The 18,248-nt window shown below is 30.0% G+C and carries 22 protein-coding genes; 13 read left to right on the top strand and 9 right to left on the bottom strand.

All coding sequences use genetic code 11. The annotated features are described in order from the left end of the window. The first annotated feature begins 100 nt into the window (after positions 1-100). The 3 genes from Q0842_RS02860 (at position 101) to Q0842_RS02850 (ending at position 2,655) form a co-directional block, all read left to right on the top strand. Positions 101-463, top strand: a complete 363-nt coding sequence (locus Q0842_RS02860) for a BlaI/MecI/CopY family transcriptional regulator (RefSeq protein ID WP_298494128.1) — start codon at positions 101-103, stop codon at positions 461-463. 2 nt (positions 464-465) lie between these two features. Next, positions 466-2,073 (top strand): M56 family metallopeptidase, encoded by a 1,608-nt coding sequence (locus Q0842_RS02855; protein ID WP_298494126.1) that lies wholly within the window; start codon positions 466-468, stop codon positions 2,071-2,073. A gap of 105 nt (positions 2,074-2,178) precedes the next feature. Next, positions 2,179-2,655, top strand: coding sequence for a hypothetical protein (locus Q0842_RS02850; RefSeq protein ID WP_298494124.1), 477 nt, complete (start codon positions 2,179-2,181; stop codon positions 2,653-2,655). 153 nt (positions 2,656-2,808) lie between these two features. Here Q0842_RS02850 and Q0842_RS02845 read toward each other — a convergent pair whose 3' ends face one another. The 3 genes from Q0842_RS02845 to Q0842_RS02835 form a co-directional block, all read right to left on the bottom strand. After that, the gene (locus Q0842_RS02845; RefSeq protein ID WP_298494121.1) at positions 2,809-3,543 is read right to left on the bottom strand and encodes a Bax inhibitor-1/YccA family protein; all 735 of its coding nucleotides are present in this window, start codon (positions 3,541-3,543) and stop codon (positions 2,809-2,811) included. 62 nt (positions 3,544-3,605) lie between these two features. Further along, a complete protein-coding gene (locus Q0842_RS02840) occupies positions 3,606-4,736 on the bottom strand; it encodes a glycosyltransferase (RefSeq protein ID WP_298494119.1) in 1,131 nt (376 codons plus the stop codon). 2 nt (positions 4,737-4,738) lie between these two features. Further along, positions 4,739-5,707 (bottom strand): lysylphosphatidylglycerol synthase domain-containing protein, encoded by a 969-nt coding sequence (locus Q0842_RS02835; protein ID WP_298494117.1) that lies wholly within the window; start codon positions 5,705-5,707, stop codon positions 4,739-4,741. 48 nt (positions 5,708-5,755) lie between these two features. Between Q0842_RS02835 and Q0842_RS02830 the strand changes: the two genes are divergently transcribed. From Q0842_RS02830 to Q0842_RS02790, 9 genes are all read left to right on the top strand, one after another. Further along, positions 5,756-6,376 (top strand): outer membrane beta-barrel protein, encoded by a 621-nt coding sequence (locus Q0842_RS02830; protein ID WP_298494115.1) that lies wholly within the window; start codon positions 5,756-5,758, stop codon positions 6,374-6,376. Then, a complete protein-coding gene (gene ruvC / locus Q0842_RS02825; RefSeq protein WP_298494113.1) occupies positions 6,376-6,930 on the top strand; it encodes a crossover junction endodeoxyribonuclease RuvC in 555 nt (184 codons plus the stop codon). Before Q0842_RS02830 ends, ruvC begins: the two co-directional genes overlap by 1 nt. Then, positions 6,930-8,063, top strand: coding sequence for a radical SAM family heme chaperone HemW (gene hemW / locus Q0842_RS02820; RefSeq protein ID WP_298494110.1), 1,134 nt, complete (start codon positions 6,930-6,932; stop codon positions 8,061-8,063). Before ruvC ends, hemW begins: the two co-directional genes overlap by 1 nt. Further along, on the top strand, positions 8,060-8,809 hold the full coding sequence (locus Q0842_RS02815; RefSeq protein WP_298494108.1) for a cyclase family protein: 750 nt from the start codon (positions 8,060-8,062) through the stop codon (positions 8,807-8,809). The genes hemW and Q0842_RS02815 overlap by 4 nt, the downstream gene beginning before the upstream one ends. Then, positions 8,809-9,417: a DUF4230 domain-containing protein gene (locus Q0842_RS02810; RefSeq protein WP_298494106.1), complete on the top strand. Its 609-nt coding sequence runs from the start codon at positions 8,809-8,811 to the stop codon at positions 9,415-9,417. Before Q0842_RS02815 ends, Q0842_RS02810 begins: the two co-directional genes overlap by 1 nt. Next, positions 9,417-9,782 (top strand): MmcQ/YjbR family DNA-binding protein, encoded by a 366-nt coding sequence (locus Q0842_RS02805; RefSeq protein ID WP_298494104.1) that lies wholly within the window; start codon positions 9,417-9,419, stop codon positions 9,780-9,782. The genes Q0842_RS02810 and Q0842_RS02805 overlap by 1 nt, the downstream gene beginning before the upstream one ends. Before the next feature lie 143 nt (positions 9,783-9,925). After that, on the top strand, positions 9,926-10,756 hold the full coding sequence (locus Q0842_RS02800) for a hypothetical protein (protein ID WP_298494102.1): 831 nt from the start codon (positions 9,926-9,928) through the stop codon (positions 10,754-10,756). Positions 10,757-10,888: 132 nt separating this feature from the next. Beyond that, the gene (locus Q0842_RS02795) at positions 10,889-11,467 is read left to right on the top strand and encodes an alkylphosphonate utilization protein (RefSeq protein WP_298494100.1); all 579 of its coding nucleotides are present in this window, start codon (positions 10,889-10,891) and stop codon (positions 11,465-11,467) included. A 35-nt stretch (positions 11,468-11,502) separates the two neighbouring features. Then, positions 11,503-11,784, top strand: coding sequence for a DUF1272 domain-containing protein (locus tag Q0842_RS02790; RefSeq protein ID WP_298494098.1), 282 nt, complete (start codon positions 11,503-11,505; stop codon positions 11,782-11,784). 3 nt (positions 11,785-11,787) lie between these two features. Here the strand turns inward: Q0842_RS02790 and Q0842_RS02785 are convergent, their stop codons facing one another. Then, positions 11,788-12,219 (bottom strand): nuclear transport factor 2 family protein, encoded by a 432-nt coding sequence (locus Q0842_RS02785; protein ID WP_298494096.1) that lies wholly within the window; start codon positions 12,217-12,219, stop codon positions 11,788-11,790. 279 nt (positions 12,220-12,498) lie between these two features. On the opposite strand from Q0842_RS02785, the gene Q0842_RS02780 reads away from it, so the two are divergent. Continuing rightward, the gene (locus Q0842_RS02780; protein WP_298494094.1) at positions 12,499-12,777 is read left to right on the top strand and encodes a hypothetical protein; all 279 of its coding nucleotides are present in this window, start codon (positions 12,499-12,501) and stop codon (positions 12,775-12,777) included. Here the strand turns inward: Q0842_RS02780 and Q0842_RS02775 are convergent, their stop codons facing one another. The 5 genes from Q0842_RS02775 to Q0842_RS02755 form a co-directional block, all read right to left on the bottom strand. Continuing rightward, entirely contained in the window at positions 12,778-13,878 is a 1,101-nt protein-coding gene (locus Q0842_RS02775) for a DUF4407 domain-containing protein (protein WP_298494092.1), read from the bottom strand. It lies immediately after the preceding gene. A 109-nt stretch (positions 13,879-13,987) separates the two neighbouring features. Then, positions 13,988-15,367 carry a M56 family metallopeptidase gene (locus tag Q0842_RS02770; RefSeq protein WP_298494090.1) on the bottom strand — a complete coding sequence of 460 codons (1,380 nt, stop codon included), beginning with the start codon at positions 15,365-15,367 and terminating at the stop codon, positions 13,988-13,990. A 2-nt stretch (positions 15,368-15,369) separates the two neighbouring features. Then, complete coding sequence (locus Q0842_RS02765) at positions 15,370-15,735, bottom strand: BlaI/MecI/CopY family transcriptional regulator (protein WP_298494088.1); 366 nt, start codon at positions 15,733-15,735, stop codon at positions 15,370-15,372. Positions 15,736-15,810: 75 nt separating this feature from the next. Then, entirely contained in the window at positions 15,811-16,671 is an 861-nt protein-coding gene (locus Q0842_RS02760; RefSeq protein ID WP_298494086.1) for a DMT family transporter, read from the bottom strand. 108 nt (positions 16,672-16,779) lie between these two features. Next, positions 16,780-18,168: a dipeptidase gene (locus Q0842_RS02755; protein WP_298494084.1), complete on the bottom strand. Its 1,389-nt coding sequence runs from the start codon at positions 18,166-18,168 to the stop codon at positions 16,780-16,782. Between the last annotated feature and the right edge of the window lie 80 nt (positions 18,169-18,248).

Below are 18,248 nucleotides of genomic sequence, written 5' to 3'. Positions count from 1 at the left end.
CAAATGTTACATTTTTAAACTAAAAAATTAGTTTAAACTAATTTTTTAGTTATATTTGTTTAACTAAAAGTTTAGTTGAATAAATAGATTTAGATTAATTATGAAACAACTTACAAAAGCAGAAGAAGATATTATGCAAATACTTTGGCGATTAAAAAAAGCCAATGTAAAAGCAATAATTGAAGAATTTCCAGAGCCTAAACCTGCATATAATACAGTATCAACAATTGTAAGAATTCTAGAAAATAAAGGTTTTGTTAATTATGAAAAAGAAGGGAAAGGCCATGTGTATTTTCCGTTAATGCAAAAACAAGACTATAGCAATCAATCCATCAATAAATTGGTTGATAATTATTTTCAAGGCTCTTTTAAGAGTATGGTTTCGTTTTTTGTGAAGAAAAACGATATGAATATTAAAGACTTAGAGTCTGTGCTAAAAGAAATTAATAAAAAAGAGTCTTAGTTATGTTACATTATATTATACAGGTTATTGCTTTTCAGTTATTCTTTTTAATTATTTATGATGCATTCTTAAAAAAGGAAACCTTCTTTAACTGGAACAGAGTTTATTTATTAGTAACTGCTTTGTTTTCGTTAATAATTCCATTTATTAAAATAAGTAGTTTTAAGCACATTATTTCACAAGATTACGTTATTAAATTACCCGAAATTATTATTGGAAACAATAACCCGACAGAAATAACTCCAATAGAATTATCGCCAATACTATTGAATAATAGTACATCTTGGTCTTGGGAGTTATTATTTTATTTTGGTGCTATAATAGCCACTCTTTTATTCATCTTTAAATTAGTGAAATTACTATTCTTGTTTTACAGAAACCCAAAACAGAAAGTAAGTAATTTTCTTATTATTAGCTTATTGAAAAGCAATATGGCATTTTCGTTTTTTAATTTTATTTTTTTAGGAGATAACCTATCAAGCGACGAAAGAGAAGCCATTTTAAAACATGAAATGGTACATGTAAAGGAAAAGCACACACTAGATTTGTTGTTTTTTGAGCTATTACGAATCTTATTTTGGTTTAATCCTTTAGTGTATATGTATCAAAACAGAATGATGACCCTTCATGAGTTTATTGCAGATGATGAAGCGGTAAAAAATCATAGTAAAAAACATTACTATCAAAACTTATTATCTCAAGTTTTCGAGACTAAAAATATTACATTCATCAATCCATTTTTTAAAAAATCATTAATCAAAAAACGAATCATTATGTTACAAAAATCAAAATCAAAACAAATTAATTTATTTAAGTATGCGCTTTTAATTCCATTAGTTTTTGGAATGTTAATTTATACCTCATGTATTGAAGCTACTAATGTTAAAAAGGATGGTGTTAGCATTACTAAAGATATAGATAAAGAATCACCTTTAATTAAGAAGATTAAATCTGTAAAGCATCAAATACAAGTTCAAGGTAACTTAAATGAAAATGAAGAAAAAGGGCTAAATTTATTATTAAAGATTACTAAGGGAGAAAATTTCGATCAAGGCTTGGTAAATCAAGTAAGAGATTATACTTCACAACAGGCAGATTCAGAATTAGTTAAGATGATATCTGAAGTTTTTGAGCAAATTCAAATGCAAGGAAATGTAAGTGATGAAGAAAATAAGGAACTTAAAGGCTTACTTGTTTTAACTAGTGAAGGTGGATTTAATGATCCGTTTTTTGCAGATGTAATAAAGTATGTTGATATCCCATTTGCAGTAATAGAACAGCCACCAGTTTTTCCAGGATGTGAAAATTTATCTGCAAATGAGCAAAAGAAATGTATGTCTAAAAACATTTCAATGCATGTTAATAATAACTTTAATATAAAATTAGCAGATAGCCTTAACTTGAAAGGAAAACAACGGATTAATATTCTGTTTAAAATAGATAATAAAGGCGATGTGGTAGATGTGCGTTCTAGAGCGGGTCACGATGGTTTAGAAACTGAAGCTATTAGAGTTATTAAAACGCTGCCTAAATTTAAGCCAGGAGAATATGAGGGAAAACAAGTAAATGTACTTTATTCGCTCCCAATAATTTTTGCTGTTGCAGAGTAATTAATTTAAGAAAATGATTAAAAACCGAGGTGAATGCTTCGGTTTTTCTTTTTTAAATTATTTAAAACCTAAAAAAATTGTATTTTTCGGTTTCAGTTGATGTCCATGAAGAATTTTTTAGTTTTAATATTCATTTTATCGCTTACTTCTTGTGAGTATTTAAATGTGAAAAAAACATCTTCTGAGGCTATTCTTCAAGAAGAATTACAGACATTTAATTGGAATGAAGTTGATGAGTATCCTAGTTTTTCAAAATGTGAAACTTCTATTTCAAAAGCAGAGAGAACTTTGTGTTTTCAACAAACTATTACTAAGAATATTATAGACTATTTATTAAGTGAGCATATTGTTGTTACTCAAGATATTAAAGATACCATTATGTTACATTTTCGAGTAACTAAAAATGGAGAGTTATTATTACTGCAATCAAAAATAGATTCACTTACAACTCAAGAAATCCCTAATATTAAGCAATTACTTAATAAAAGTCTTGATACCTTACCTAAAATATTTCCAGCAATAAAACGTGGGCAACATGTAACTACAGAGTTTAAGCTGCCTATTGTAATTCATGTAAATTAGCTTTTTTAGGCACTTACAAATATACTCACTAAGTTCTTTTAACTGCCTATTGTAAGTTTATCTGCGTTAGGGATTGCAGAGGAAAGCCCACAGCGAGGAACGAGCGAGGACTTGCAGCGTAAAGCCCGACCCTTTGGGTAACGCCATAAAAAATTAAAACTTAATTGCTAATTTTCGCATAAGTCTTAAAACTTCCATATATAACCAAACTAATGTAACAAGAAGGCCCCAAGTAGCTAGCCATTCTTTGTATTTTGGCGATCTGTTTTTGTGGCGTTCAATATAATCAAAGTCTAGAAGGAGTGATAGAGAGGCAAAGATTGCGGCAAGTATGTTGAAAATAATTGCAGGCCATGTAGTACCCCAGATAAATACTTTAATACCAAAAAAACTTAAAATCCAAGATATTATATAGATTACAAAAATACTTGCTGCAGCTGTTATTATAACACTTCGTAACTTTTTAGTAACAATAATAATTCGTGCTTGGTAGAGAAGTAGCATTACTATAAATGTAACAACTGTTATCCCAATGGCTTGGTAAGGTAAATTTGGGAATTGTGCATGGGCATAAACAGTCATGGCTCCCAGAAAAAAGCCTTTTGCAATTGCGTAAAGTGGTACTAAAATATGTGCCCAATGTTGACGAACAGAAATGACAATGCTAATAACAATAGCTGCTAGCATACCGCCCATAGAATACCATTTTATATTTGTTCCAGTTTTATTAAGTTTCCACATGCCAATAGAAATGATAATTATAATGGCTATGGATAACATAGATTTTATAAAAATACCTGTTACTGTCATGGTTTTTTGTGACGCTGTTTTTTCTCCAAAAAAGTAACTTTTAAAGGCTGGGTTTGAGGTTTTTTTAAGTAAATCCATAAGCTATAAAGCTAGTAAAATTATTAGTAAAACTTAATTTTTATAAAATATTAGGATGGTTTTTATTTTTTAAAGCTACGTCCCTTCCATTTGTAACCAGAAAATATAGATATACATGCTACATAAACACTAAAAAATGGATAAATGATAAACCCTAAAATGTAATTTTTTAGAATGTTTTTTTGGTTAAAAAATGAAGCTGATTTATGTATTAAATAGAAATCAATATTAAACTTTAAAAAAGCTATATAAAAAAAAGTTATAAATTTAAAAACATCAATAATATAAAGGGTTAGCGTAATAAAAATTATGGCATTCATGAGTAAAACAGTTAAGCCTGTAAGTTTGCCAAACCAATTATTATAGGCGCTTGTTTTTGCTGCCCAACGAATACGTTGAGCTGTTAAGTTTTTCCATGTGGGTTGCGCTTGTGTTTTTACTATAGCCTCTTTACATTTTAAGTAGTGTAATTGGCTAAGGTGTTTTTTGGAAATTTTTTCTAACAGAAAAATATCATCACCACTTGCAATATGGGTATTGCCATTAAAACCGTTTAATTCAATAAAGGTGGCTTTTTTATACCCTAAATTAGCGCCATTACACAAAAAAGGTTTGTTGAGTCCAAAACCACCTATGGTTGCACCTTGTAAACTCAATATATCTAGTATTTGAAATTTATTTAAAAAAGAATGATGTTTGTTATAAGCTACTGGAGCAGCAATGCATATGGTATTATGTTTTTGAATATATTGGTCAAAACAATCCAGCCAAAATGTTGGTAACTGGCAATCTGCATCTGTAGTTATTATCCAATCAAACTTAGCTATGTTAATAGCTGAGGTTATAGCATCTTTTTTTGGCGAATTTGTTTGTCTTTTATTTGAAATAATTTTAATGTCTTGATTTCGTTCAAGTGTGTTTATAAATTGATTAATAATTTTAATAGAATCATCTTTTGATTCATCATCAATAAAAATAATTTCAAAAAGGTGTTTTGGGTAGTTTAAACTTCCAATAGACTTTAGTAAACTAGGTAGATTTGCAGCTTCGTTTCTAAAGGGAATAATTATAGAAAACTTAGTTTTAGCTGGAATATCTTCTAACTTAAATATCGAGATTTTATCGAAACCAAAAATGAAGCTTCCTATTAAAATTAAATAGGTTATTGTAATAATTAAACTAATTATAAACATAGTTATTGTTGGCTTTTTGGAAGGTTAAAGTTTAGTACATAATAACTTCCAAGTAGGCTAGGGAATGCAAAATTAAGCAGCCACATTATTGTAATGATACATAAAATTACTAATTCATTTATATCAGCAAAAGTAAATAAATAAACAGCAATACTTCCTTTTATAATAACATCAAAAACAAAAATAGTTGGAACTATCGATGCTAATAAATACATGGTTGTAATGATTTTTATGGCATTTATATAGCTGATATTTACTTGAAAAATTTGTAATAAAAAGTAAAATTGAAAAGAAAAAATAGCATATCTAATTACAGAATAAAATAACCCTAAAGCCAATTTTTTTTTAGGGTATTCCGTTATAAAACGTTTAATTTTATTTATTGTAACTCCTTTAAATTTACGGTTACTTCTAGTTATTCCAAAACCAAATAAAATAACTGTAATTAATAGTAAAACTATAAATCTTATTATTTTATAATAATTAAATTCTGGGTTATATTTTAAAACGAATAAGATAAACCCAATAATACCAAGCATAGTAGTAACACCCATTTGTAAAATGTTACTTAATAGATTAACCAGCAAAACGCGTTTTCTAAAATGAGATGTATAATACATAGCTTTAGCTCCATATTCGCCAATTCTATTTGGAGTAAATAAAGAAGCGGTTAATGAACCTAAACTTTGTTCTTTGGCATCATTAAAAGTGATTTTTTTAATAAAACTCACCAAAGTTTTCCATTTTAATATTTCGAAAAACCAATTAAAAACACTTAAAATTAGCAAAAAAACAATGTTTTTAAGTGAAAAAACATTGTTTTTTATCGAAAAACCAATAAACTCTGAAAATGATAAAACACTATTATTTGTTAGTTTATTATAAATAAAATAAAAAGCACCAACTACAATACTTAATTTAATAAGTACAAAAAAGAATTGTTTAGTTTTGTATGGCAGCTTATAATGCATTGGTGTTGCAAATTAAATTAATATTACCATATGACCTCAAGTTTTAAATTGAATACACATATATGTTTAGTTTTAGTATTGTATTTATGTAGTTTTATAAGTTTTTCACAGGGTGATACAAGTACTTTCAAGGCGCAGTTTGCATTAGGGGTTAATGCCCCTTCATCAAATGGTTTTGTTAATGATTTTGAGGCGAATTCTATGAACTTTCCAACTATTAATTTAGGTTTGCAATATATGTTTAAGCAAAAGTTAGGAGCTAAATTAGATTTTGGTTTTAATCGCTTTTCGAATACAGATAATTCACCAGAATTTAAAGTTAATTACTCGCGCATTAATGCTCAATTGGTCTATGATGCTTCAATAATTACAAGTTTTTCAAATAATTTGGGTGCTTTTATTCATGCGGGTCCAGGGTATTCCTTGATAAAACCATTGGGGAATTATGGTGCAAACAAAATATCTTACTTAAATGTAATGGCAGGAATGGAGTTTCATTACGGTGTTTCAGATAAGTTATCTATTTATCTAGATGCTTCTTATTTAAAAGGTTTTGCTAAAGATTTTAATCCAGTCTTAAATGGATTTGGCTCCTTTAATGGAGATTTATTAACAATAACCATTGGCGCATCTATATCGCTTAGTGGTTGTTATTATTGTGGAGACTAATGGCGAAAGAAAGAATAATATTAGGAATAGACCCTGGAACAACAATTATGGGTTTCGGACTAATAAAAGTAGTGGGTAAAACAATGCAGTTTGTACAACTTAACGAGCTGGATTTAAAAAAATACAACGACCATTATTTAAAGCTAAAGCTTATTTTTGAGCGCACTATAGAACTTATAGATACGCACAACCCCGATGAAATTGCCATTGAAGCTCCCTTTTTTGGTAAAAACGTACAAAGTATGCTAAAGTTAGGAAGGGCTCAAGGTGTAGCTATGGCGGCTGGTTTAAGCAGGGAAATTCCTATTACAGAATATCTTCCTAAAAAAATTAAAATGGCCATTACAGGAAACGGAAATGCTAGTAAAGAGCAAGTTGCAAAAATGCTGCAAAGTTTATTAGGCCTAAAAACACTTCCTAAAAATTTAGATGCTACTGATGGTTTAGCAGCTGCAGTATGCCACTTTTATAATTCTGGAAGAATTGAAGTAGGCAAAAGTTATACAGGTTGGAGCGCTTTTGTGAAGCAGAATGAGGGTAGAGTTAAAAAATAATGGCCGGCATCTATATACACATACCGTTTTGTAAGCAAGCATGTTATTATTGCGATTTTCATTTTTCAACATCTTTAAAAAAGAAGGATGAGCTTATTATATGTTTAATTAAAGAATTAGAACTACGAAAAACTGAATTTAAAAACGTAACTGTTGAAACCATTTATTTTGGAGGAGGAACACCAAGTTTACTAACAAATAGTGAGATTGAATTAATTATAAATACCGTTTACAATAATTATAAAGTTGTTGAAAATCCTGAAATTACGTTAGAAGCAAATCCAGACGATTTATCTAAAGATATCTTATTTCAACTTTCAGAAAGTCAAATAAACCGCTTAAGTATTGGTGTTCAATCTTTTTACGAACGCGATTTAAAACTCATGAATCGAGCACATAATGCACAAGAGGCTAGTGAATGTTTAGCATTAGCAACTCAATATTTCAAAAATATATCTGTCGATTTAATTTATGGTATTCCAGGATTATCAAATAACGATTGGATTAAGAATATAGAAAAGGCATTATCATTCAAAGTACCTCATATTTCTTGTTATGCTTTAACTGTAGAACCTAAAACAGCTCTAGAAACATTTATTAAAAAAGGGGTGATTGATAATGTTGACGATGATTTAGCTCAAGAACAATTTAATATTCTTGTAGAGAAACTAGAGGCTTCTGGTTTTGTAAATTATGAACTTTCTAACTTTGGGAAGCCAAACTATTTTAGTAAAAATAATTCGTCATATTGGTTAGGAAAATGGTACTTGGGTATTGGCCCGTCTGCACATTCATTTACAGGTGACCAACGTAGCTGGAATGTGTCCAATAATACAAAGTATATAAAATCCATTCATAACAATGAATTGCCTTCAGAAGTAGAAAAACTCTCTAAAACTGATAAATTTAATGAATATATCATGACAGGTTTACGAACCGTTTGGGGTGTTTCTCTCAAAAAAGTAGAAGAAAATTATGGTATTACTTATAAAAAGTATCTTTTGCAGCAGGCAGATATTTATATTAAGGAACAATTATTGTATATTGAAAAAGGCAAACTATTAACAACCAAAAAAGGCAAATTTTTAAGCGATGGAATCGCTTCAAGCCTTTTTAAAATAAATCTATCTTGATAGCGACAATACAATACAATTCTAGAAAATTACAAATAGATTTATCGCAACCTTTAGATATTTCTATACCATTAATATCATCTAAAAACAATGTGAACGCTTGGTATATTGACGAGCCAAAAATCGAGCCTGTTACAGATGGTGAGTGGATTGCTGCTGTAAGTCAGGGTGCGAGTATTAATTTTAATAATATCCATTTTAATCCGCATGCCCATGGTACCCACACCGAATGCGCTGGCCATATAACAGAAGAGGTGCACTCCATAAACCAAAATTTAAAAACATTCTTTTTCTTAGCCGAAGTAATTACTGTTGCTCCAGAAAATGATATGGGCGATAAAGTTATCTCCCAAAAGCAACTTCAATTTGCTTTAGGAAATAAAAAAAGAGATGCTGTAATTTTAAGAACCATTCCAAATACAAGAAGTAAATTATCCAGACAATATTCAAATACCAATTGGCCTTATTTAAAAGAAGATGCTGTAAAATTTCTAGTAAATAAAGGCATAAAACATTTACTTGTAGATGTGCCTAGTATAGATAAAGAAAAAGATGAGGGTGAACTGTTAGGGCACAATGCATTTTGGAATACAAAAGGAAGGTTACGGTTAGATGCTACAATTACAGAGTTAATTTATGTATCAAACCAAATAGAAGATGGAGAGTATTTTTTAAATTTACAAATAGCTCCGTTCGAGAATGATGCGACACCAAGTAAACCTATTTTATATAAAGTTTTAAGTTAATGGAAGTTTTTTTAGCAGTTATTATTACAATATTAGTAACATTAGGTGTTGTTACTATTTTAAAGTCTATTAAGAAAAAACAACTTGTAAATTCACAATCCACAATACTTTTAGATAAGATTAAAAAGGTTTGTAAGTTTATAACTGTTGAAGGCGATTTTGCTGAAATTTACCATTACGAAGATGTAAAAGAGCGTTTTTTAAAATTAATAACAAGTAGAAAAAAGGCTTTAGTTGTAATCAATGCAAAAGCACATATTGGTTATGATTTGGCAAAAATAGATTTGATTGCAGATACCGATAATAAGAAAATTATATTAAAACATTTTCCTCAACCCGAAGTGCTATCTATTGAGACAAATTTGAATTACTATGATAAATCCGATGGGTATTTCAATAAGTTTGAAGCAAATGACCTAACTGGATTACACAACGAGGCTAAACAACATATACAAGATAAAATTCCAGAAAGCGGACTTATTCAAGTAGCTCAGAAAGAAGCCTTAGAAGCTATTTTACTTATCGAAACCATAGTTGAAACCATAGGATGGAAATTAGATTATTCGGCTTTAGAGATTGAATCTGGCAGTTCAAAAAAACTTCAATAATGAATATTGAGCAACTTAGAAACTATTGCTTAGAAAAAAAAGGAACTACCGAAGATTTTCCTTTTGATGAAGATACTTTAGTCTTTAAAGTCTTAGGTAAAATGTTTGCATTAGTATCATTAAAAAAATGGGAAAGTGGTGAACCGGCAATAAATTTGAAAGCAGACCCTGAATATTCTGAAGAATTACGTGCCATTTATCATAGTATCCGTCCAGGATTTCACATGAGTAAAAAACATTGGAACACACTCTATCTAAATGAAGGCGAATTGCAACCTCAGGTCATAAAAGATTTAGTAGATCATTCTTATAAAATGGTTGTTAGAGGGATGACTAAAAAAATGAGAGAAATATTACTGAGTTAAAATATTGATTTTCAGAAGTTTTTAATTATATTTATAATCTCTCTATCTCCTTAAACATTTTTATAGCATAATCTATTTCTCCCTCGATCTTAAAGTAGTATTTAATTTTAACAAATTTTATAAACTTTAATTTTTTACAGATTATGAAAACAACCAAACAATTATTTTCAACACTAACTGCTATGTTATTGTTGTTTTGTACAAGTACAATTTCATCTCAAGATGACACTTCTAAAGATCAAGAATTCATGACAGTTACCACAAATCATTGGAACATGAATAAGGAAGATTTTAAAATGTCCGAATGGAAAGCTGCTGCAAAAGAGTACTTTGAAAAAGTAACCATGAAAAATGAATATATAATGGGAGCTTCCATGTATTTACATAATATGACCGGCGATAATACTGAGTTTATTGCAGTGCATAACTTTGCTTCTTGGGAAGATATAGGTAAGTTTGGAGCACGTAGTAGTGAATTAGAAAAAGAAGCATGGCCAGATGAAGCCAAGAGAAAAGCATTCTTAAAAAATCTAGCCTCCTATTTTGCCAACGAACATTCTGATGAAATTTATGCACCAATTTCAGGAGCTAAATATATGACTGAAAAACCAACAAAAGATATGGTGTGTTATGTTAGAAAAAGTCATTTTGCTTTTCCAGAAGATGGTTCTATGGAAGAGTTTGAAAAATTAAGAATGGAAGGGAATGCTGCAATAGTCCAAAAAAATGAACACGTTAAAGCATATTATCCAAATGTACATGCTTGGGGATCAGATAAAACAGAATATATGGAAGCTTTTTTCCTTGACTCATTGGCAGATTTAGATAAGATGTTTGAAAGAGGTGGCGAGTTAATGGATATAGCATTTCCAGAAACCGAAGAGAATAAAGCAAAAGGAAAAGCATGGGGTAAATATTTCACAGGAGTTCATGGTGATTATTTGTATACCTGGATTCACGATCTTTCCAAATAATAGTATTATAATATAATCGAAAAGGACACCCAAAAGTGTCCTTTTCTTGTTTTTAAATAATTTTATCTTATTAAACCTAAACTTGTAGAACCTCCTATTTAGCTGTATTATTGCAGTAACAAAAAGTAGAAAATGAGTTTAGAAAGAGAATTATATAAAAGAGCCGATAATAAATGCGAACTATGTGGAAACGAAGAGCATTTACAAATATATACTTTAGCACCACAAAAAGATGAAACATTAAATAAGTCTTTAGTAGCATGCAAAATATGTGTTGACCAAATAGAAGATCCTGAAATAACAGATGCAAACCATTGGCGTTGTTTAAATGATAGTATGTGGAGTGAGCAAGATGCAGTAAAAGTAGCCGCATGGAGAATGCTTTCTCGTTTAAGAGCAGAAGGCTGGCCACAAGACTTGTTAGATATGATGTATTTAGAAGACGACATTTTAGAATTTGCAAAAGCTACAGGAGAAGGTGAAGCAGATCCAGAAAAACTAATTCACAGAGATGTAAATGGTGTAGTTTTAGAACATGGAGACTCTGTTGTTTTAATTAAAGATCTTAAAGTAAAAGGTTCTAGTATGGTTGCTAAACAAGGTACTGCTGTTCGAAATATACGTCTAGATCGTGATAATGAGAAATATATTGAGGGTAAAGTAGGGCCAACACTAACTGTTATTATTACAGATTTCGTGAAGAAATTATAAAATTTAGGCTTTTCACTTAAACACCTAACAAAAACATGTTAGAAATAAGACCAAACTGCGAAAATTGTAACAAAGTACTCCCTTACAGTTCAAAAGAAGCCATGATTTGTACCTTTGAATGTACATTTTGTAAAGATTGTGTAGAAACATTTCTACATGAAGTTTGTCCAAACTGTGGTGGTGGTTTTGAGAAACGTCCTGTTAGGCCAAAGCATTTATTAGAAAAATACCCAGTATCAACAAAAGAAGTTTACAACCCCGTAGATATTGTTAAGCATCAAGATTTATTAAAAAATATAGGCAATAATACTTTATGAGGACTAACTGGAAGTGTCTGCAATAATCTTCCATTCACCATTAATCTTTTTAAAAATAACCATAAAAATACCATCAGCATTACCAATGTCTCGTTTTATATGGTATTCGCCTAAAACATAGTAAGCATTGTTACTTATATACGAAATATCATTAATTCTAAAACTAAGTTTTCCTGTGTGGTCTTTTGTAGGATAAGCTTTTTGGTAGCGCTCTAAAGTGTTTTCCCATCCGTAAGTTACACCGTTACTTCCGTAAAATTTCAATGAATCACTTTTCCAATAGCCTTCCATATACTCCTCTAAGTTGTTATTAGACCAGGCAATTCTTTGGTTTTTTAAAACTTTATTAATAGCTTTTATATCTGCCTCAGTATCAACTTGTGAAAAGCTATTTAAGAAAGAAATCATACAAATTAATAAAACTAATTTTTTCATGTTTTAGAATATTTATTATTTGATATTATTGTTCTTAGTACAAAACTCATACCATCTTTTTTGTGTTAAAACAAATTGTTATGAGGTAAATGTAACAAAATCTTATAATTAAAAAGGGTTAGTCATCGATGAAATTAACATAAAGTATTTTTTCATCTAAAGAAAAATGTCTTGGTCGAAAAAATTGTGAAGTAACCTCTTATGTTTTCTATTTTTACGATTGTGTAAATAACAATATTCTCCCTCAAGTTTATTTTAACTCTTAAAAATCAACATATTATGGACTTTAAAATTACCAATTGCAACAATTTCTTTAAAATTAAAGGTGTTCTTGATAAGAACAATGTAACTGTTTTTAATGATGAATTTAACAACATTTTTGAAAAAGTTAACAACGTAACAATTAGCATCCAAGAAATAGTAAGTATGGATAAATATGGTGTTGATGCTATTTCAAAACTCCATGAAGAAGCTCTAGCTAAAAACAAAAGATTATCAATAATTGGTTTTGGCTGTAAAGAATTATACGATCATTTTAAATCTGAAATTGCAGCATAGTTACAATATGTTTTTTTGTTGTTTGTAAAAGGCATCTGCTTGCAATTGCATAAGTTCCCTCGCTTTTTTGCGTTTGTATGTGTATAACTCGCTTTCTTTTTCAATATCGCTATAAATGCGGTCGTTAATGGCGTAATCAGTTTTTAATAAAGCTTCGAGCTGGTTTTTGTTTTGAAGTACATTTGTTTTTATAGCCATTTCTAAGTCTTCAAGTTTAAGGTCGTAAGCGCCTTTTGGAGACAGTAGTTTAGCAAGTATAGGTGAGGTTTCAATAGCTAAAAAAAGCATAAATATAAAAAGTGATGGTAACCAAGGGAGCTTCCCTAATGCTTCAATCCTAGCCATTAAACCGTCAAAATTATTAATAATAGGCTGTGTGTTTGCAACCTGCATATTATAATCGCCTTTAAGTTTTGCTATTTCGTTCTCAAAAGAAATAATTTTTGCTTTATTATCTGTTTTTAATTGCTGTAATTCGGCTAGTAAGGCGTCGTGTTTTTCTCGTTTTTCCTTATAAACAGGTCCTTTTCCTAAAAGTTTAGTACCAGCAGTTCCCTCGGCTTCGGCTATATAAGTGTTATAAAGTTGATTTACTTCCGCCTCTTTAGTGTCAATTTCTTGTTGTAAGGTTATAATATTGTTATTTAACTCATCAATGTTAGGTGTAAATTGTTTGGCAAGTTGTGTTTTATTAGCTAAAGTCATTTCGTTTTTTTGCTCCAATAGAACTTGATTAATTTCTTTTTCAAAAATTTTAAGTTCAAGAGGTTTTGAAATTACAACTGCTATTATTATTGCTAAAATTATTCTTGGAGAAGCTTGAATTAGCTCATCTATAACATTTCCCGTTTTTTTTATAGTAGAAACAATGTAACGGTCTAAGTTAAAAATAAGCAAACCCCATATTAGTCCGAAAAAAATAGAAGAATAAAGGTTGTCAAATACGGTATACAAAGCATAACTAGCAGCAATAAAAGCCATAACTGCTGTGAAGAAAACGGTGGCTCCAATACCTGTGTATTTGTTTTGCTCACCTATGGAGCAACCTTCTAGAATATCGGTATCTGCTCCTGAGCAGATTATAAAAAAACGCTTTAACATGATTGATTGTTTTTTGATTGATTAACTATTAGAACGTTTATGCTAGTGATTTGTTACAACTTTTAACAAAAAAACCTGTAAGTTTTTAATTTACAGGTCTAAGGATAGTTTAGAGTCTTATGGGTTCTGTTTGAATTTTTACAACACTAACGTCATCGATTGTTTTTGAGGATATATTTAAATTTTTATTCTTTTTTAATAATTCAATGGCTTCATCAGAAGATACTTTTTTGCCATTGTAATAAAATATAGCACCTTTTTTAGCCATATCAATCACGTGATCTAATGGTGGTTTTGGAGCTGGTGGCAAAGGTGGATTAGGAACTTCAGATACATCACATTTTTTTGCATATGGTGGTTTAGGTGGTGGTGGAATATTTGAAGCATCACCTTTTTTTACTATAGGTGGGGCAGGTGGTGGTGGACAATCTGGAAAAGGTTGGCTATTTACTTTTTGTTCTTCACTCATTAAACTATATAAATATTCTAATCGGTTAACATCTTTTAGTTTTATAACACGTTTATTTTGCGGTTGTGCATTATATTTTTTTGCTAAAGCATTATATTCTTCAACTTGTTTTTTTGTTGCTTTTTCTTGAGTGATGGTTTCATTTAAAGAATAATCGTATTCAATATAATTTTTATTACTAAAACTATAAATTAAAATCGCTAATAATGGCAGAAGTACTAGACTTCTAAACCAAATGACTGTTTTTGATGTTTTTGTTTTCATGACTGTAAATCGTTTTTTGATTAATGAATAATTGATGGCATTTGCCAAAGGGATATCAGCTGCATTTGATGAGAATGCTAATAATAAATACTGATACTGTTTTGTATTAATACCTTTATTTATAACAGCTTGGTCTGCTAAAAATTCATGATTAAGTTTAATATCCTTTTTTATAAAATAAAGCAATGGGTTAAACCAAAAAGCTATTTGAAGTACTTCAATGAACAATATATCTATAGCGTGTTTTTGTTTTGCATGAACTTGCTCATGCAATAAAACTTCTTTTGGTATAAGGTTATGTTCATAATTGTTTTTATTTAAAAATATATAATTAAAAAAGGTATGAGGATGTATTAAATCATGCAGTAAAACATTTATATAATTTTGGTTTTTATACTTAGGGTTTGCTTTTATTTTTTGAAATATTTGATAGAGGTTTTTAAAAAATCTAAACGAAAAAATGATGACTCCTAAAATGTAAATACTCCATAAGATAATAGATGTATAGTTTATAACTAACTTATTTTCAAGTACATCTGTTGTTCCTGTTTTAAATTCTGTAATGTTAGTTAAATTAGCAGGTTTTGTTTCAATATATTCTGTAAATACAATAAAAGGAATGCTGATTGATATTAAAATAACAGCTATTAAATAGAAACGTTTAAAGGTATGCGCACTTGTTTTTTCTAAACAAAGTTTATAAAATAACATAAAAACTGCTAAACAGGCACTTGATTTTAATAGTATAAGTAACATAACTATTTGTTTTTAATTTCACTATCAATTAAAGTCTTTAAATCCTCTAACTCTTCTTTGGTTAGATTAGTTTCTTTGGTGAAAAAGGATGCAAATTGCGAAGCGCTATCATTAAAAAAGTTTTTAATTAGCCCATTAACATGTTTGGAGAAATAATCTTTCTTTTTTACTAATGGGTAGTATTCTCTGGACTTACCATAAAGTTTATAATCTATAAAACCTTTATCAGTCATACGCTTTAAAAGAGTCGCAATTGTTGTATTTGCTGGTTTTGGTTCTGTATAGGCATCTAATAAATCTTTCATGAATGCTTTTTCAAGTTTCCAGAGATGATTCATTAATGCTTCTTCGGTTTTAGATAATTGCATTGTTCTACAAAATTAGATTGTTCTCTACAAATGTAGAGTAAATAATTGTATTCTACAAATGTAGAGGCTGTAAAATTATTTTTTACTAGATCGAATACTTTCTATAATTACTGTAGCAATAATTAAAGAACCACCAATAAATGTATTTAATGCAGGGATTTCATTTAAGAAAATGAAGGCTATTATAATACCGAAAATAGGTTGCATACTTCCAATAATGCTCGCAGTACTTACCGAGAAATGTTTTAAGCTGCTAATAAATAAAGAATGTCCTATTGCTGTAGTTACTAAACCTAAAATAAGTAGATATGGTAATTGTGTTTTAATATTGCTTATATCCATATTAAACATAACAGGAACTAGCAAGATACTTACAATAGAAACTTGCTGCATCATGAGTACGGTGCCATCGTATTTGTGAACGTGTTGTTTTAAAATTAAGTTTCTTATAGAATAACAAACAGCAGAAAAAACACCAATTAGAATGCCTTTTAAATACGTGTTTTCAAAATTTAAGTTTGGAGCAAGAATATATATGCCTAACAAAACCATGAGACCTAAAACGATATGTATAGGGTTTAATTTAGATTTTGTAAATAGTGGTTCTAGAAATGCTGTAATAACAGGAAATGTAAACATAGATAGCATACCAATGGCAACATTTGATAGTTTTAAAGCGTAAAAATAGGTTACCCAATGTACACCTAATAACACAGCACCTATAAGAATAGTTGGGATGTCTTTTTTAGATTGAATTTTAAGGTTTAAATTTTTGTAACGGCAAAATACAAATAGGAATATTGTACCTAACGCACTTCTGCACCAAATAATTACGGGAGTAGGTAGGTCTATAAATTTTCCTAAAGCACCAGATGTACTGATTAGTAAAGTGGCAAATGTGAGTAATAAAAGTTGATTGCTGTGTTGGTTTTTCATTTTGTGTTGCTAACTTGTGTTAGCGATTGTAATGGCATCCTTTTTTTGCTTTAATTAGTGGCAAAAAAAGATATAAAGAAAAGCGCGACCCTTGTGGTAACACCTAAATTATTTTGATAATTCTGTAAAATATTTATAAAATAACGGAATGGTTTCTATGCCTTTTAAGTAATTCCAGATTCCAAAATGTTCGTTTGGAGAATGGATAGCATCACTATCTAGACCAAAGCCCATTAAAATGGTTTTGCTTTTTAACTCTTGCTCGAAAAGTGCTACAATTGGAATACTGCCTCCACTTCGTTGCGGAATTGGTGTTTTTCCAAACGTGTCTTGATAGGCTTTGCTAGCAGCCTTATAACCAATACTATTAATTGGGGTTACATAGCCTTGACCACCATGGTGAGGTGTAACTTTTACCTTAACTGCTTTGGGTGCAATGTTCTCAAAATGGGTTTTAAATAATTGAGTAATGTTTTCCCAATCTTGATTAGGGACTAGTCGCATAGAAATTTTGGCATAAGCTTTACTGGCAATAACGGTTTTTGCACCTTCACCTGTGTAGCCTCCCCAAATACCATTAACGTCTAGCGTTGGCCTAATCGAATTTCTTTCATTGGTAGTATAACCTGCTTCTCCATACACAGTTTCAATGTTTAACGCTTTTTTATAGTTGTCGAGGTTAAAAGGTGCTTTAGCCATTTCTGCACGCTCTTCTTTTGACAGCTCTTCAACTTTGTCGTAAAATCCTGGTATTGTTATATGATTGTTTTCATCATGAAGTGATGCAATCATTTTCGTTAAAACGTTTATTGGGTTTGCTACAGCACCGCCGTATAGTCCTGAGTGTAAATCACGGTTAGGACCTGTAACTTCTACTTCAACATAACTTAACCCTCTTAGTCCAGTTGTTATAGAAGGGACATCGTTAGCAATCATTCCTGTGTCAGAAATTAATATAACATCGTTTTTTAATTTCTCTTGATTGTTTTTTACAAAAGTTGCAAGGTTGGCGCTACCAACTTCTTCTTCCCCTTCAATCATAAACTTCACATTGCAAGGTAGTTGGTTTGTTGCCATCATAAACTCCATGGCCTTAACGTGCATATACATTTGGCCTTTATCATCGCAAGCACCACGAGCAAAAATAGCACCATCTGGATGTTTGTCCGTTTTTTTTATTACAGGTTCAAAAGGTGGAGAGTCCCATAAGTTTATTGGGTCTGGTGGTTGTACATCATAATGTCCATAAACCAGAATGGTAGGTAGATTTTTGTCAATTATTTTTTCACCATAGACTATTGGGTAGCCCTCTGTTTTGCATATTTCTACAACATCGCAGCCTGCTTCTTTAAGACTGGTTTTAATGGTGTCTGCTGTTTTTAAAACATCATTTTTGTAATTAGAATCTGCACTAATAGATGGAATTTTTAAGAGTTCGATTAATTCGTTTAAAAAACGATCTTTATGTTCAGATATATAAGATTGAATATAATTCATGTGAGTTTTTATAAGTATGTATTCAAAAGTATAAAAAAGAATGTTTTTTGAGACTATAAAGTTTGCAATTTAAAAATGTT

Origin of the sequence: uncultured Algibacter sp., from assembly GCF_947495675.1 — a bacterium.
In the GTDB taxonomy this organism is placed as follows: Bacteria; Bacteroidota; Bacteroidia; order Flavobacteriales; family Flavobacteriaceae; genus Algibacter_B.
The sequence above is the reverse complement of the archived record's forward strand: the minus strand, read 5'-3'. Positions and strand labels throughout refer to the sequence as shown.